At 61.4% G+C, this 15,592-nt stretch carries 10 protein-coding genes and 1 tRNA gene; 4 read left to right on the forward strand and 7 right to left on the reverse strand.

Annotated features, from left to right (window positions below; all coding sequences use genetic code 11):
* Positions 1-4: 4 nt before the first annotated feature.
* The 4 genes from obgE to rplU all read right to left on the reverse strand — a co-directional run bounded on the left by obgE (position 5) and on the right by rplU (position 2,534).
* On the reverse strand, positions 5-1,054 hold the full coding sequence (obgE, locus tag ACSF9G_RS20450; protein ID WP_436643968.1) for a GTPase ObgE: 1,050 nt from the start codon (positions 1,052-1,054) through the stop codon (positions 5-7).
* A gap of 13 nt (positions 1,055-1,067) precedes the next feature.
* Positions 1,068-1,622: a GNAT family N-acetyltransferase gene (locus ACSF9G_RS20455; RefSeq protein ID WP_436643969.1), complete on the reverse strand. Its 555-nt coding sequence runs from the start codon at positions 1,620-1,622 to the stop codon at positions 1,068-1,070.
* A 111-nt stretch (positions 1,623-1,733) separates the two neighbouring features.
* Positions 1,734-2,006: a 50S ribosomal protein L27 gene (rpmA, locus tag ACSF9G_RS20460; protein ID WP_436643970.1), complete on the reverse strand. Its 273-nt coding sequence runs from the start codon at positions 2,004-2,006 to the stop codon at positions 1,734-1,736.
* 12 nt (positions 2,007-2,018) lie between these two features.
* Positions 2,019-2,534, reverse strand: coding sequence for a 50S ribosomal protein L21 (gene rplU / locus ACSF9G_RS20465; RefSeq protein ID WP_436643971.1), 516 nt, complete (start codon positions 2,532-2,534; stop codon positions 2,019-2,021).
* A 686-nt stretch (positions 2,535-3,220) separates the two neighbouring features.
* On the opposite strand from rplU, the gene ACSF9G_RS20470 reads away from it, so the two are divergent.
* Positions 3,221-3,310 (forward strand) — tRNA-Ser (locus tag ACSF9G_RS20470).
* A gap of 300 nt (positions 3,311-3,610) precedes the next feature.
* On the opposite strand, the gene ACSF9G_RS20475 is transcribed toward ACSF9G_RS20470, so the two are convergent.
* Genes ACSF9G_RS20475 through ACSF9G_RS20485 form a run of 3 tightly spaced genes read right to left on the reverse strand, consistent with a single transcriptional unit; the run spans position 3,611 to position 9,435 of the window.
* Positions 3,611-5,563, reverse strand: a complete 1,953-nt coding sequence (locus tag ACSF9G_RS20475) for an ATP-dependent nuclease (RefSeq protein ID WP_436643972.1) — start codon at positions 5,561-5,563, stop codon at positions 3,611-3,613.
* Positions 5,564-5,587: 24 nt separating this feature from the next.
* On the reverse strand, positions 5,588-8,296 hold the full coding sequence (locus ACSF9G_RS20480) for an AAA family ATPase (RefSeq protein ID WP_436643973.1): 2,709 nt from the start codon (positions 8,294-8,296) through the stop codon (positions 5,588-5,590).
* Positions 8,293-9,435 carry a metallophosphoesterase family protein gene (locus ACSF9G_RS20485; protein ID WP_436643974.1) on the reverse strand — a complete coding sequence of 381 codons (1,143 nt, stop codon included), beginning with the start codon at positions 9,433-9,435 and terminating at the stop codon, positions 8,293-8,295. The genes ACSF9G_RS20480 and ACSF9G_RS20485 overlap by 4 nt, the downstream gene beginning before the upstream one ends.
* Positions 9,436-9,739: 304 nt before the next feature.
* On the opposite strand from ACSF9G_RS20485, the gene ACSF9G_RS20490 reads away from it, so the two are divergent.
* From ACSF9G_RS20490 to ACSF9G_RS20500, 3 genes are read left to right on the forward strand one after another with little or no spacing between them, the layout of a single operon-like run.
* The gene (locus ACSF9G_RS20490) at positions 9,740-12,004 is read left to right on the forward strand and encodes a tellurite resistance TerB family protein (RefSeq protein ID WP_436643975.1); all 2,265 of its coding nucleotides are present in this window, start codon (positions 9,740-9,742) and stop codon (positions 12,002-12,004) included.
* A complete protein-coding gene (locus ACSF9G_RS20495; RefSeq protein ID WP_436643976.1) occupies positions 12,001-13,314 on the forward strand; it encodes an ATP-binding protein in 1,314 nt (437 codons plus the stop codon). The genes ACSF9G_RS20490 and ACSF9G_RS20495 overlap by 4 nt, the downstream gene beginning before the upstream one ends.
* Positions 13,315-13,321: 7 nt before the next feature.
* Positions 13,322-15,514, forward strand: a complete 2,193-nt coding sequence (locus tag ACSF9G_RS20500; RefSeq protein WP_436643977.1) for a DEAD/DEAH box helicase — start codon at positions 13,322-13,324, stop codon at positions 15,512-15,514.
* Positions 15,515-15,592 lie beyond the last annotated feature (78 nt).

Consider the following 15,592-nt stretch of genomic DNA (forward strand, 5'->3'; position numbering starts at 1 on the left):
CGCCTCAGGGCCTCCAGCCTTCGCGCCGGGTCACCTCGGCCGTCGCCTTGGCCTCGTCCTCGGCGCGCGCCTCGTCGATCACCTTGAGCATGAGGCCGAGCGCGTCGCGCGTGCCCGCGCCGGTCGCGGCGGAAACGAGCAGCACGTCGCTTCCCGAGGCCGCGGCCAGGGCGCGGCGCTTCTCTGTCAGCGTCTCCTCGTCGACGGCGTCGCATTTCGACAGCGCCAGCAGCTCGGGCTTCTCGTCGAGGCCGGCGCCGTAGGCCGACAGCTCGTCGCGGATGATGCGGTAGGCCTCGACGACATCCTCCTGCGTGGCGTCGACCAGGTGCATCAGCACGCGGCAGCGCTCGACATGGCCCAGGAACCGGTCGCCGATGCCCGCGCCTTCGTGGGCGCCCTCGATGAGGCCGGGAATGTCGGCGAGCACGAACTCGCGGTCGTCGAGCCGGACCACGCCGAGATTGGGGTGCAGGGTGGTGAACGGATAGTCCGCGATCTTCGGCTTGGCCGCGGTGACGCTGGCCAGGAAGGTCGACTTGCCGGCATTGGGCAGGCCGACGAGGCCGGCATCGGCGATCAGCTTGAGGCGCAGCCAGATCCAGCGTTCGTCGCCGGCGAGGCCGGGATTGGCGCGGCGCGGGGCCTGGTTGGTCGAGGACTTGAAGTGGGTGTTGCCGAAGCCGCCGTTGCCGCCGGTGGCGAGCTTCACCCGCTGGCCGACCTCGGTCAGGTCGGCGATTACCGTTTCCTGGTCTTCTTCCAGGATCTCGGTGCCGACGGGCACCTTGAGGACGGCGTCCTCCCCGCCCCTGCCGGTGCGGTTCGCGCCCTTGCCGTGCTCGCCCTTCGCGGCCTTGAAGTGCTGCTGGTAGCGGTAGTCGATGAGCGTGTTGAGCCCGTCGACGCATTCGACCCAGACGTCGCCGCCCTTGCCGCCGTCGCCGCCGTCGGGGCCGCCGAACTCGACGTATTTCTCGCGCCGGAAGGAGATGCAGCCGGCGCCGCCGTCACCGGACTTCACATAGACTTTCGCCTGGTCGAGGAACTTCATGGGGGCGGCTTTCTCAGGCGGTTTCGTCGGGCGCGAAGACGAACAGGGGGGCGTTGCGAACGGTCCTGCAGTCGCGGGCGGGTGCCTCGCAGACGCCGACGCCGTCGCGGCGGAAGCCGGCCTTCTCCAGCACGCGCTGGGAGGCGACGTTCTCGGGAAAGGTGTGCGCGGCGATGCGTGCGCCGGGGCGCCATTGCCGCGCGAACGAGACGACCGTGGGCACGGCCTCGCTCATCAGCCCCTGGCCCCAGGCGGGAACGCCGAGCCAGTAGCCGATCTCGACGGTGCCGGCGTCATCGGCCTCGAGCCCGATCACGCCGAGCAGGGCGTCGGGCTCGTCCTGTCGGGTGATCGCGAACCAGCGGCCGGCGTCGGCGCGCGCCTGCCCGAGGGTCATGGCGATGAAGTCCTCGGCCGCGCCGGCGGGATAGGGATGGGGGAGGCGTGCCGTGAGGCGGGCGACCCGCTCGTCGCCCGCCAGCCGTTCGATCGCCGGCGCGTCAGATGCCGCGAGCGGCCGCAGCAGCAGCCGTTCGGTGCGGATCTCGGTTTCCAGCGGGGCGGTCATGACGACGATCGGGCTTCAAAAACGAAAACAGGGGAGACGGCGGTCCGTCTCCCCTGGCTTCGTGACGTGCGTGCGCCGGGGTCGACGAGGACACCGGCGGGAAAGCGCCGGTTACTCGGCCGGGACCGGCGCCGGCGAAACGACGGACACGTACTGACGGCCACCGGTCGAGGTGCGGAACTCGACCACGCCGTCGGCGGTGGCGAAGATCGTGTGATCCTTGCCAAGGCCGACACCGCTGCCGGGGTGCCACTTGGTGCCGCGCTGGCGAATGATGATGTTGCCGGCGATGACCTGCTCGCCGCCGAACTTCTTCACGCCGAGGCGGCGGCCGGCTGTATCGCGACCGTTGCGGGACGAACCGCCTGCTTTCTTATGTGCCATTGGTCAGTCTCCTTATTCTTTCTCGGCCTTAGGGGCGGCCTTCTTCGCGGCGGGCTTCTTAGCCGCCGGCTTCTTGGCCTCGGATTTCGTTTCGGCGGCCTTCGCCTCGGCAGCCTTTTCCGCCGTCTTCTCGGCGGGCGCGGCCTCGGCCTTCTCGGCGGCCTTCTCGGTCTTGGCCTTCTCGGCCGCTGCCGCCTTCGGCGCCGCCGTCTTGCCGTCGGTGAGGATGTCGGTGATCTTCACCACGGTCAGATACTGGCGGTGACCGGCCCGGCGGCGATAGTGCTTGCGGCGCTTCTTCTTGAAGACGAAGATCTTGTCGCCACGGGTCTGCTCGACCACTTCGCCGGCGACGCTGGCACCGGCCACGAGCGGGGTGCCGACGGTCGCCTTGTCGCCGTCGCCGACCATCAGCACTTCCTCGAAGGTGATGGTCGAACCGGCCTCGGCCGGCAGCTTCTCGATGGTAATCTTGTCGTTGGCGGCGACGCGATACTGCTTGCCGCCCGTCTTGATGACCGCGAACATCGGGTCTGTTCCTTCTGTCGTCTCGCGTCCTTCGGCGCCGCGCAACGGCGGACTTTCGAGGGGATCCGGCCTATCGGGCGGATCCGGGCCTCGGACAGCGCAATTGAGCGCGGCGGCGTCAGGCCCCCGCGCGATCCGGGGCGAAATATACGAAGCGCGGGCGCGGAGTCAATCCTGAAACGGGGCATAAGCGGCCAAGAAACCGGGAGCAAACAGCCGGTTAGCGGGTGGTGTCCGCCGCTCCCGCCCCCCACGGGGATACAGCCCGCTGCGATGCCGGCCTTCTGGGCCAGGGGCCCTTTGTGCGCCTGGCCTTCTGTGCCAAGGCCACCGACAGCGCCGCCGCGGCGGTCTGGCCCCGCCCCGGCGCGAGCCCCCCAAAGGGATACAGCCCGCGGCCTTCGGCCCGGCGGCGACACGGGACACGGTTTCGGGACGCGGCCGATCGGCGGCGTGCGCGTCGCTCATCGTCACGTGCGTGTCGCCGACATGCGGCGCGGCGGGCCCGTGTCCGACGGCGAGCGGGCGGACGGGGATTGCCGCGGGGATCGCAGGGGCGGGATTGCGCAATTGGGATTGCGCCGGGGACGGCTTGTCCCCATTTGCGACGACGGTGCTTGTTCGACGCGAACGTGTCGTGTAGGAAGTGCCCGCTCGTCGGCCGCAACAGCCGACGCCCCGACCGCGGAGAGGTGCCGGAGTGGTCGAACGGGGCGGTCTCGAAAACCGTTGAGCGCGCAAGCGTTCCGAGGGTTCGAATCCCTCCCTCTCCGCCATTTCTAAGAATCCGATTTCTGCTCTTGAGTTGGTACGGCTGCGAAAGATGTAGTCTTGCCGGGGATCGCTGTAAGCGTGGCTGTTGACCACGATCACACGAAGATTGGCTAGACTCTACTCTCTGTATCGGGATTTCTCCGAAGCTCATGACCTTGGCAAAATAGTACGTGCTGATAAATCGCTGATATTGAGACGATTCACCGTGCGCTTCATATAAATAGTTTGAAACCCTTACGGTGGCCGATAAACCGAGAGATGACGCTTTGGTGCCCGTCAATGCGGAAGGCGCATGGCTTGGATCAGGACGCCGCTACTGGTGGATACGGGAGGAAGTTGGCGGCGTCGAGAATGTGGGTACATAGCTCCTCAAGGCTTCCTGAGCGCTGTCCTGCCTCCCAAGCGAACGCGAGACTTGCTCCGATGTGGCGGGAGTTCTTCCGCAGGCCTCCAGCGTGGCCGTAGCGCTTGTCGGCTTCGGCACGGTACGTGGCCCAATCGGTCGCGCCGATTTCCGATTCGACGACTGTCCCGATATCGGAGTGCCACATTGTGAACCCCTTTCCCAGAACGGTCGCAGGCGGCATCGGGTCCGCGCCGGGATTGCCGGCAAGCGTGAGAAGCGCCGTGTTGTCCTTCTCATGCTTGGCCTTGCTGCCGTTCTTATCAGGCTTGTCAGCATCTGAATCGAAAACCAGGTAAGTCGGAATCCGCATGTGCCTCGCGATGACGAGTGGCTGTAGCAGCTCGCTCTTACCATTAGCCGGCACGATGTGGCAGCCGAGGCGTCGATAATCATCCGACCGGTCGAGAAGATTGAGGTAGGCCAGTATATAAGCCACATCCTCCAGCCCCTCTACCAGTACAAGACGGCGGGTGAAGAACATTTCGTTTAGGCCCGGTTGCAGGGCCTGGTGTATTTTGGCAAGAGCGCCGGCGGGCTTGGTCGGTGGCTCACCCGTGGCGCCGGCGACCGCTGCAGCGATCTCCGCAAACGTCATGTGCGAAACGGTGGAACACGGGTCGCCCTGTTCTTTCCTTACCATCCGCACGTCCTCAAATCCTTCGCCCGACACAAATAGCGGATTGTGGGTACACACGATAACTTGAGAGTTGCCGCGGCTAAGATTGTGAAGAACGGAAGCCAGATGACGCGCCTGTGGCGGATGCTGGTAAAGCTCTGGTTCTTCGCATGCGAGGATGAGTGTAGGGGCGCCTTCGGCGTCCGTGCCGGCGAGTTCCTGTAACAGCGCAAGTAGATACGAGCGCTGTAGGCCGTGACCGAAGCGCGCCAGCTCACCTTCAAAATCGCCTTCGCCGGCGAGAATGTGTGCCCACGGCTCTTCGACGCGGACGGATTTATCTGGGTCCTGCTTCCATTGCAGGCGCAGACGTGCGTCCGGATGCGCCCATTCGGAAAGCCGTGTCTGAAGAGCTGTAGAGATATCATCCAAGGCGTTCTGATTTTCGTCGAGAAGGGCCTGGTATTGCTGCTGCATATCGGAGCGAAGGGTTTTCACCCTCTCATCGAAATTCGTCTTTGAGCGGACGGTGCGGGCGAGAAGCTTGCCAAGCGCCGAGTTCCGCGCCTCGACCTGCTCGGAGGTCGCGTCCTTCACGGCCGGTACATAGACCCACTGGATGTGTTTCGCGAGGCGGTTCGCGCCCTTGGAGAAGCCGTAAAACTGATCCTCGCTCCGAATCAGCTCGCATTCGCCGGGCCGTGCCGCTTCATATTCGCGCAGAGCTTGGAACATAGCGTCTTTCGTACCGGCCGCCGGCAGGTCGGCATAGGTCAGTCGCAGTTTGGAATAGACGTCTTTCAGTTCCGCCACTTTCGTGCCCGCGTCGGCAGCCTCGAAGAAGGGCGCGAAGGCGCGCATGGCAAGCCGCTGCCCGTATTGCTTCACCTGCGCCTTTCCTGTGGCAGCATCGAACGTGGCGACTGCCGAGATGACAAGCTGATCCTGCCGCACGTAATCGGCAAAGTCCTGCTTTGCTCCGTCGCTGAGATCGCAGAAGGTGAGCGTGATATTGATCGGCTCACCGATGTTCTTGCAGTGGAAGTCTTCCTGGTCCAATTGACTCAGATCCGTCTGGAGGTTCTCTGACTCGCGGAAGAATACATTTAGGGCGGTGAGCACGGTTGATTTGCCAGCACCGTTAGGACCGACCAGACAGCCGTAATCGTTGAAAGGAATGGTGGCGTCCGCGAAGGATCTGAAATTTTCGATTCTGACAGTCTCTATCCTCATTGTTCATTGCCCCCATTTGCATAATCACGCCGACAACAGCTCTTCGCTGTTGCCTGGCGTAAGCGACAGTGCCCGTCCCCCAAGCTCTTCGAAAAGCTGCTCGCGGCAAGAGAGGATGAGCACCTGTACGTTGCGCGCCGCCATATTGAGAATGTCGAACATACATTGCATGCGGCGGTCGTCAGAGAAGACAAGCGCATCGTCAAGAATGACCGTAGCCGGATGGCCTTGTTCGACGAGCATTTCGGCAAAGGCCAGCCGGATCAGCACTGCGATCTGTTCCTGCGTCCCTACGCTGAGGTGACTGAAGGCTTCCTCGTAGCCGGCCTCGCGTACAACGCCGGCAATCCGGAGATCCTCATCGATCCGGATATCGGCGCCGGGAAACAGAAGCTGCAAATAGGGACGTACGCGCCGCAGCACAGGCGACAAGTAACGCTCTTTGGCCTCCTGCTCCGCATTTCGTAGGGTCGTCAACAAAAGTCCGAGAACCTTAACCTCCCGGTCAAGGCGCTGGCGCTCTCTCTCGCGCAGCGCCAGTTCGCGGCCCTTTTGCGCGATCGCTTCATCAAGCCCGGCCGCTTCGGCCGCCTCGACACGCGACCGCCAGCCCGCGATCTTCTCCCTGAGGGTGGCGCGCTTGTCGCGGCGGTCCTGTAGCGCTTTTTCAAGGCGCCCGATCCGGGCTTCCAACTGTGGCAGCGTCTCATCGGTCCGCTGCCCTTCGAGGGCCGCGATAGCGCGCTCCTGCTCGGAAAGGACGTTGCGGGATACCTCAATCGCCGCTGCAAGCTGATCATCGGCACACGCGACCTCGGCGTCCGTGAGCTGACGGCGGAGTTTTCCGGCGCGCTTTTCAGCTTCCTCATGCCGGGCGTTTACGGTCGCAAGTTCACTCTGGAGCCGTGTCAGAGTTTCTTCCGGGCCAGTAAGGACGGCACGCGCCGTTTGCAGTGAGTTGCGCGCTTCTGCTGCCTGCTCCCGGGCCGCCCGTAAGGCCGCCTCCGCTTCGGAGCGCAATGGTAACCGCCCAAGGTGAAGCTCGGTCTTCTCACGCTCCAGGACTGTGCGCATTCCCTCGATATAATCAGAAAGAGACTGGGCGCCCCCATCATGGTCTTCCGTTGCCGGGGCGTGCAGCGCCGCTTCATGGCGGGCAAGTTCTGCCTCTTGCAAGAGGCTCCGGCGCGTGGCGTATTGCTCTTCGGCGTCGGCCGCGGCGGCGACGCCAACCTCCGCGAGGGCGTCTTTAAGTTCTGCCGTCGAGTCTCGTTGTTGGCGGAGTAAATTATCCCGGTCCTTGATCGCGGGCTCGACCGTAATCCGGCCGCGATCGGGAATAAAAATAGTGGTGGGCTCGACCGCCTGAATGGATGACTGCCCGGCCTTGAGTGGCTGCCCGTCAATCTCGATGCCGGTTCGTCGTTCCGATGCGATGTCGAACGAGACGAGCGTAGCCGTGGCGCTTAGCTGGCTGGTGACGACATCTAGTTCCTTAACGGCCTTGAGGATTGCCGCAAGCGATTTGTCTGTCACCAGAATGGCGGCGGCTTTTTGCTGAGCCTTTCGCTGGCGGTCTTCGGCCGCCTGCGCCTTTGCGCAGCGGTCCTCAAGTTCGCGAATGCGGGCTTCTCGATCGACGATCGTGGTGATGCGCTGCGCGCGGGAAACGGCATCGTCGGTCGTTGCAACTGCTGCTTCAGATTCCCGCACTTGCGCGCGCCGTGCATCAAGCTGCGACCGGGCCCCCTTCTCCTGGCTGCGCGTTTCGGAGAGCTGCTGCCCGGACTCTCTAAGCGCAGCCTCTTCGGCCTTGATGTCTTCCTTGAGGCGTTGCCGGTCTTCGGCCGCCTTCTCGGCCTGGACGAGATTTCGCTTTTTTAGCTCCAACTCCGCGGATGCCGCGCCTATGCGCGCCTCTAACTCGGCAAGTTGGCTATGACGCTGCCGCGCTTCATCAAGCCCCTTCTGGTCCGCCTCGTCGCGGTCAAGGGCAATCAGCCGAGCGAGGCTCTCTTCAGCCGTTTCGAGTTCCTCTAGTGTCTGCGTCAGTTCCTGGCGGCGCCCTTGGATTTCCCCAAGCTCGTTCTGCAGAGCATCGATGCGGTCGATCAGCTCCTTATAGCTGCCGCGCGGCTTGCCGCCACTGGTCACAAACACGCCGAGCTGTGCTTCCACGGCCTGCGGCAATGCCCTGCCACGCCGTCCCCCCAGGACCATGCCAACTTCTGCTTCAAGGGCACTGTGGAGGCTCGATCTGGCGGTACTCGGTATATCCAGCGCGCCGAACGACTGCCCCTGCTGCACCCAAAGAACATTCCACATACCAAGCGTTTCCGCTTTGGCTCCGGTCTTGCCGGGTTCATCGAAGCCCAGCAAGGTGCGCAGCGTGTCCTCCGCGGCATCGCCTTCCAGTGTCCTTCCGTCGGGGCAGGACAGGCGCGCGTAAGGCTTTTTGATGAAGCGCTTCGTGATCCGGTACAGCCCGTCATCAAGCTCGAAAGTAAGTTCAACTACTGGCGCAGCCTGGTTGCGGTCGTTCTGCAAGGCGGAGATGGGCTGCGCCCTGGAGCTGTATTTTTCGAAAAGCGCCGCGCGGAGCGCATCGAGCAAGGTTGACTTACCCATCTCGTTCGGGCCGACGACTACATTGAGGCCGTCGCCGAGGCCATCGAGCCGGATAGGACTGGTGAACTTCTTGAACTGATTGACAGCTACGGACCGTAGCTTCATTTCTGCCCCACCTGAAGTTTCATGTGCTCGATGTAGAGCCGCTGAAGCGCCTCGGCTGCGATGGCCCGCTCGGACTCGCCACCCTCTTCTGATTGTCGCATCAACTCTTCTGCCGCTGCCCGCACAAATCCGCCGCGGTCGATCTGATCAAGATCCTCCGGAGTAGGGCGCGGAAAGAGGCGGCGCTCATCGATACGCAGAAAACACAGCGCAGCCGAAACGCTTTCGACTATCCGCTCCTCGAAATAGTTGCGGTCTTGCAGGGACAATGCGCCTTCGACCGCAAGATGAACGAGGACGCTATTGAGGTCTTCGGTGACACCGCGCAGCTTGGCGTCAAGGAAGTCGATATCTTCGCGGGTGTTGATTTGCTGGGACAGGCTAAACCAAGTGTAATGGCCCGTGGCCACCGGCGTAACTTTGGGGAGAGCACCCGGTCCCTCGATTTCGACAAGTAACGCCTGTCCGCCGCCGATAACGTCGAAGGCGTCGAGCTCGGGCGTGCCGCTGTACCAGCACCGGTAGTTGATTTTCTTCTGGCCGTGCCAGTCGCCAAGCGCAAGATAGGAAAGCCCCGCCTTGTCTGGGCGATCCGGCGCAATGTAGTTGGGCATGTCCGCGTCATCGGAACCGAACCCGGCTATTGTGCCGTGAGCGAGTCCAATCCGGATCAGCCCATCCGGAACGGTGGCGTCGTCCATATAGGTAGTAGGATCGCCGATGGTGCGCCGATGTCGCAACGGCGCCGGTAAGAGGACGGCAGTGTCGTCTTCCAAAATTGCGGGTTCGGGCGCGGCGTGAACGTGAACGTTGTCGGGCAGGCCCCTGCGAAGGAGCTGATCCCAGAGACCATTCGGACGATACGGATCGTGGTTTCCTGGCAGAAGATGCCAGCGAAGATGAGGAAAAGCGCGCATGCGCTCGATCGGCTGGTTGATCGAGCGCGGCGAGAGCACCTCCATGTCGTAGACATCGCCAGCGACCAGCACATGTCGTGCACCGTGAACGGCCGCCAATTCGCCGAGGCGGGCAATCGCGCGTAGGCGGGCATCCTGCAGAAGCCCCATAATGGCGTTGTCCACGAACCGGAAAACTTTTCCGATTTGCCAGTCTGAAGTATGGATTAGCTTGATGCTCACTTCGAGACCTTCGTCTGCACCGATACAGCTAATAGTAGAAGATGGCTTTAGTAACACACTAATACGATTAGAAAACCCAATTTCCATTGAGTTGCGCTAATTTGAGCGGTTCATTGCCATTATGGTTATTTGCGAAAGTATTGGGTGCGCGGCGCGCCCACATGACTACGGTCGGCTGCGTTGTAACGCGCGCCTCAGGTATACTCTTCTATTTTAGGTACAATGTTGGGGTAGAGGATAACTCTCAAGTTGTGCCATCCTAATGGAAGGAAGAAAGTGACTGGATTTCTAGCTGGAGCGACCCGTGGAGTGGTTGGTCGTTGGCGCTATTGCGCTGTTCGTCTGGGTCTGGATTAGGCGCCGCAACTCCCGCACCGCGCGTGGAGGCGAACCTGTAGCGGTCCACCTAACGCATGACGCAATCTCTGGACGTCTACCTAGCAATCAACAACAAAAACCGTCGCGCGCCGAACGGCCAAAGGCACGTTGGGTGCCCGCCGGAGAGACTCTTGAGATTGCCGGGTTCCTTATTCCGGGCGGCATGATCTATGTCGGCGGTCGACTTTCCTCGAACCGAACAGGGTTCGAAGAGAATTGTCTAATCGATCCAAAACTCCCGGTGTCGCGGCGCGACGTGGACCCGGCGGGCGATACGATGTCGTACTGGCCGTCCTACTCAAGCATCTCGCCGAGCGCACGGCGATCCTATCTCGAGTGGTTGGCAGATCACAGGCAGGATCCAGACATAGGCATCGGCCACGTCTTCCTGTTTTTCTACGGTCTGGAACGACGGCTCTTCGTCGACCGATCGGCTGAAGAGGCCGCGGCGATTATCGCTGAAGTGCGCCGTCTTCTCGGCATCTACGGAGGGAACGGGTCCTTCAATAGCTACGCGCGACGATTGCTCGATGCCGGCGAGCTGCTAATCGGCACACCGAACGCCGCTCCCGAACCCGCGCCCGACTTGCGCGACGGCTATGAAATTCCGATCTCGATTAAGGTGCACCTCGGCACACGTTTGGCGGCTGGGCACCCACTATCTAGCGAAGATGCGTTGCTCTGGGTGCTGTCCCTGCCGGACACCTCCTTACGAACGCCGGCCACGCGCTGCTTCGAGGAGTTGCGGGCACTCTGGCACATCCGTTTCAGAGAGCGATTTCCAGACGGGCTTCGAGTCCGGGTCCCTAAGCGACGGATCAGCATGCACTACCGTGCGGCCAGCGGAACATTTGACGTCGCGATCCCCGTAGCAGGGGGCGACCTACCGGATATATCAGCCGTCACCGCTCCGCTCGATGGTTTGCGCGATCTCTTGTCTGGATGTACCGACGAGCTCGACTCCTATAGCCGTCTCCTCGGCAGGAGACCCGAGGCGCGCGGCACGCCTCAAGCCGTCCTCCTTCTTCCGAACGCCTTATTCGGTGCGGTGGACCTACAAGGTTTGAGAGAGACCAGACAACAAGTCGAGCACCTGTTTGCGGGCGGATCCATAGCCGCGGCCCGAGCGGAACAGTTGTTTGAGATGCTTGGCCTCGACGTCCCCGCCAACGGGAAGCTCTCCGCGGCAGCTATGACTCAAATGGGAGAGCTGTTCGACCGCCTGGATATTGGCTACGAGCCCGACCGGCGCTACGGCCCAGTAGCGATCGGTCCGGACAATGGCGTGGTGCTGTTCAAGGCGCCGCGCGGAGGTCCGGTTGATCCCGACCGGACAGAGTATGTGTCCGCGAGGATCAATGTCGATGTTACTGCTCTCGCCGCGGCCTCGGACGGGGAAGTGACGCGGGCGGAGATAGAGTTGCTGAATGGAGATCTGCGCGCGGCGCCCGGACTTTCCCCACAAGAACGCACGCGTCTGCTGGCTTATGCGGCGACACTGCTTAAGGACACGCCGAAGCAAAAGGCGATCATGTCGAGGCTGGCCAAGTTGCCTGAAGATAAACGCAATCGCGTCGCTCAGTCGGCAATTGGCGCTGCTCTGGCGGACGGACATGTGTCGCCCGAGGAAGTGAAGTTCCTCGAGAAGCTCCTCAAGACGCTCGGCTTCCCCAAAGATGACGTCTATTCCGCCATCCACCGGGGCGCCGTCCGGGTCGATGAACCGGTCACGGTCTCACCTGAGAAATGGGTCCCCGGTGTACCGATCCCTCCGAAGCCGGCCGGTCCGGTCTCCGGAATCGCCATCGATGAGGCACGATTGGAACGGATAAGGCGGGAGACAGACGCCGTTTCGGCGCTCCTTACGGAGATTTTCGTCGATGAGGAAGCAATCGAAGCAGTCCGCACCGATCCGGTCCCGCCTGCTGTTGCCGGCGAAGGGCCGGCATATCCGGGACTCGACGCCGCGCACACACGTCTGCTTACGCTTGTCCTTTCGGCGGGGGAGTTGGACGAGTCGGTATTCGAGCGCTACGCGCGGGACCTCCGGCTGCTGCCCGACGGCGCGAGAGAAACGATCAATGAGTGGGGATTCGAGCAATTTGACGAACCGGTGCTCGAAGGAGACAATTCAATCGTGATCGTCGAGCATATTCGATCGGAACTCGAAGTAATGGGAGTGAACCGGTGAATACTAAGAAGACGATCCGGCCAAAAGAGCGCGACGTTATCTTGCAGGCGTTGGCGGCGGGCGTGGTTCCGAGAGCGGGTTTACACCATATCCAGGTCGGCCGGGCGAACGAGGTGACAGCCCTTGTCCGGGACATCGATCGGATAGCGGACAATGGTTCGGCGGTTCGTTTTGTCATAGGGGAATACGGCGCCGGCAAGACCTTTTTCTTGAACCTCGTCCGGCTGATTGCGCTCGAACGAAAATGCCTCACGATCCACGCGGACCTCGCTCCTGATCGCAGGATCCACGCCACGGGGGGGCAGGCGCGCGGGCTGTATGCCGAAGCCGTCCGGAACATGGCGACGCGCACGAAGCCGGAAGGCGGGGCCCTACCGAGCGTTGTCGAGCGCTTCATCACGGAATGTGTCAAACACGCCGATCAGCGAGGCATACCCGTCGAGCACCTCATCGAAGAACGGCTCGCCTTCCTGCAAGAGCACGTCGGCGGCTACGATTTCGCGACTGTGATCAAGGCCTATTGGACAGGCAGCGAGACAGGCGACGACGCCCTCAAGGTTTCGGCCCTCCGTTGGCTACGCGGCGAGTATTCAACTCGAACAGAGGCGAGGCAGGCTCTCGGCGTCCGAACCATCATCGACGACAGCAACGTTTATGACTCTTTGAAGCTCCTGGCGGCGTTCGTTCGCCAATCCGGATATGTCGGCCTGCTTGTCGTGCTCGACGAAATGGTGAACCTCTACAAGCTTCAGAGTTCCCAAGCTCGCAATCAGAATTTCGAGCAGATCCTGCGTATCGTCAACGATGTCCTCCAGGGCAATGTCGAGGGGATCGGTTTCGCATTCGGCGGGACACCCGAGTTCCTCATGGACACACGTCGGGGCCTCTACAGCTATCAGGCGCTGCAATCGCGCCTCGCGGAGAATGCATTCGCGACGAACGGCCTCGTGGATATGTCCGGCCCGATCCTGCGGCTTCAGAGTCTGACCCCCGAAGACCTGTACGTGCTTCTATCTAACCTTCGTACGGTGTTCGCTCAGGGCGACCCCGCGAAGTTCCTCGTCCCGGACGAAGCACTGCAGGCATTTATGGTGCATTGCAATCAACGCATTGGAGAGGCTTATTTCAGGACGCCGCGAAACACGATCAAAACGTTCGTTCAGTTCCTTGCGGTCCTCGAACAAAACCCGGGCGCCGAATGGCGGGAGCTGCTAGGCGAGACCGAAGTACTTCCTGATCTCGAGGGAACACGCGACACGGAGCTGACCGAGGACGGCACCGACGACGACCTGACAACCCTTCGACTGTGAGCGGACGTTGTCCTTCGATAGGCTCCACCCTGAAATCCGACGCTGGATCTGGGAGCAGAAATGGGAGGAGTTACGGGACGTTCAGGACCAAGCCATTCGAGCGATATTGGATGGTACCGGCGATGTTCTGATCGCTGCGTCAACAGCAGCGGGCAAAACAGAGGCGGCTTTCCTACCAATACTCACTGCAACGGCAAGTAAGGCTAACTCCGATCTCTCCATACTTTATGTCAGCCCACTCAAGGCGCTGATCAATGATCAATTCCGTCGCCTTGATCTCTTATGTGAAAGGATGGAGATCAACGTCGTGCGTTGGCATGGCGATGCCCCTCATTCCGCAAAGAAGAAGTTATTGAGAGACCCGCGCGGCATAGCGCTGATAACCCCGGAATCTGTCGAGGCAATGTTCGTGCGACGCGCTACAGATGCGCTCCGGCTATTTGGCAAGCTGGAATTTGTCGTAGTCGATGAGCTCCACGCGTTCCTTCAGGGGCCTCGCGGCCTGCACCTTGCGAGTCTCCTCAGACGTATCGACGAAATTTCCAAGATTCGCCCTCGGAGGATTGGGCTGTCGGCGACCATCGGCGACCTCGATGCCGCGGCCAGATGGCTCAATCCGGAGCATCCGGACTCCGTTGCGCTCGTTGAATCCTCGGCGGCCGGTTCTGAACTCCGACTCCAGGTTCGAGGCTACGTCGAGCCTCCCGGTGAGGATGGAGTCGACGATCTCGAGTCGGTCACCGGAGAGGCTGATGCTTTGGACCGTATCGCCGATCACTTATTTTCGACATTACGCGGGACTAACAATTTGATATTTGCGGGGTCTCGCCGAAGCGTTGAATCATTGGCGGATCGTTTGCGCTTTCGGTCCGAAGGAGCCGGTGTCCCGAACGAATTCTTGCCTCACCATGGCAGCCTTTCTAGGGAACTACGGGAAGAACTCGAGGCTCGGCTGAAAAAGGGAGATCTCCCGACCACGGCGATCGCCACGACAACCCTCGAGCTGGGCATAGACATTGGCTCCGTAAACTCAGTGGCCCAACTCGGCGCGCCACGATCGATCGCGTCACTTCGTCAAAGGCTCGGGCGGAGCGGGCGCCGAAAAGGCGTTCCCGCTGTTCTCCGCGTTTACGTGCGTGAGAAACACCTCACGCCAGACACCGATCCTCTCGACAGGTTGCGGCTCGAAGTCGCTCGGGCAGCCGCAGCAGTGCGCTTGCTCGTAGAGCATTTCGTCGAGCCGCCGAGGATCGATCCCGCGGTAGCGACCGTGGCTTTGCATCAAACGCTGTCGATCATCGTCGAACGCGGAGGCCAGCGGGCCAAGAGCCTCTACGACACGATCTGCGGCGGCGGGCCGCTCTCCATCATCGGCCAGTCCGGATATGTGGACATGCTTCGCGGCATGGCTTCCCCGGAAAGCCGCCTAATCGAGCAGGCGCCCGACGGGACGATCATGCTTGGTGAGGTTGGCGAGAAACTCACTTCGCAACGCGACTTCTACGCTATTTTCGAAACAGATCAGGAGTGGCGTTTGGTGCATGCGGGCCATGCTCTGGGCACGATTCCAATCTCGAATGCAGTTGGAATTGGTAGCATGCTGGCGTTCGCTGGACGGCGGTGGCGGGTTGTGGTTGTCGATGACCGCGCCAAGGTTCTAGAGGTGACCCCGCATCCCTTGGCGCGCATTCCGCGATTTGATCGAACTGCGTTCGAGCCTCTCCATGACCGTCTCGTAGCAGAGATGAAGGCGGTCTATCTGACGGCTGAGGTTCCGCTATATCTGAATGAGCAGGCCGCCGATCTGCTCCAAGAAGGGCGCAGAGCATTCAGAGCGTTGGGGCTTGATCGCGAACGGCTAGTTCAGTCCGGCAAGGACACGCACGTGCTTCTATGGCGCGGTACCGCCTTCAACTCCGCGTTTTCCATTGGTCTATCGGCGGTTGGTTTTGAATGCAGTGTTCACGACATTGGTTTGACCGTATCCGATGCGGCGCCAAACGAAGTTCTCCTCGCTCTACAACAGATGGCCGCAATGCCTTCTATTTCTCCTTATGATTTGGCTGAGAAGGTGGGAAATCTAAGAACTGCTAAATACGACAACTATGTGCCAACTCGAGTTTTACGGTATCTTTGGGCACAAAGAAACGACGCCATTGTTGGGGAGATAGCAGGAGTAGCGTCGTCATTGACGGCATAGCTAAGAATTCGCGTCCGGGATCATATCTGCGGTGTATGGGTGCCGACTGTTCGCCAAAGCTAATGGGCGTCGGCGTGC

This window comes from Microbaculum mangrovi (assembly GCF_051390635.1).
GTDB lineage: Bacteria > Pseudomonadota > Alphaproteobacteria > Rhizobiales > Tepidamorphaceae > Microbaculum.

Bases quoted from the DNA above. Each gene is read 5' to 3' on its own strand.
- obgE (WP_436643968.1), bottom strand. From the start codon at position 1,054: ATGAAGTTCCTCGACCAGGCGAAAGTCTATGTGAAGTCCGGTGACGGC.
- ACSF9G_RS20455 (WP_436643969.1), bottom strand. From the start codon at position 1,622: ATGACCGCCCCGCTGGAAACCGAGATCCGCACCGAACGGCTGCTGCTG.
- rpmA (WP_436643970.1), bottom strand. From the start codon at position 2,006: ATGGCACATAAGAAAGCAGGCGGTTCGTCCCGCAACGGTCGCGATACA.
- rplU (WP_436643971.1), bottom strand. From the start codon at position 2,534: ATGTTCGCGGTCATCAAGACGGGCGGCAAGCAGTATCGCGTCGCCGCC.
- ACSF9G_RS20475 (WP_436643972.1), bottom strand. From the start codon at position 5,563: ATGAGGATAGAGACTGTCAGAATCGAAAATTTCAGATCCTTCGCGGAC.
- ACSF9G_RS20480 (WP_436643973.1), bottom strand. From the start codon at position 8,296: ATGAAGCTACGGTCCGTAGCTGTCAATCAGTTCAAGAAGTTCACCAGT.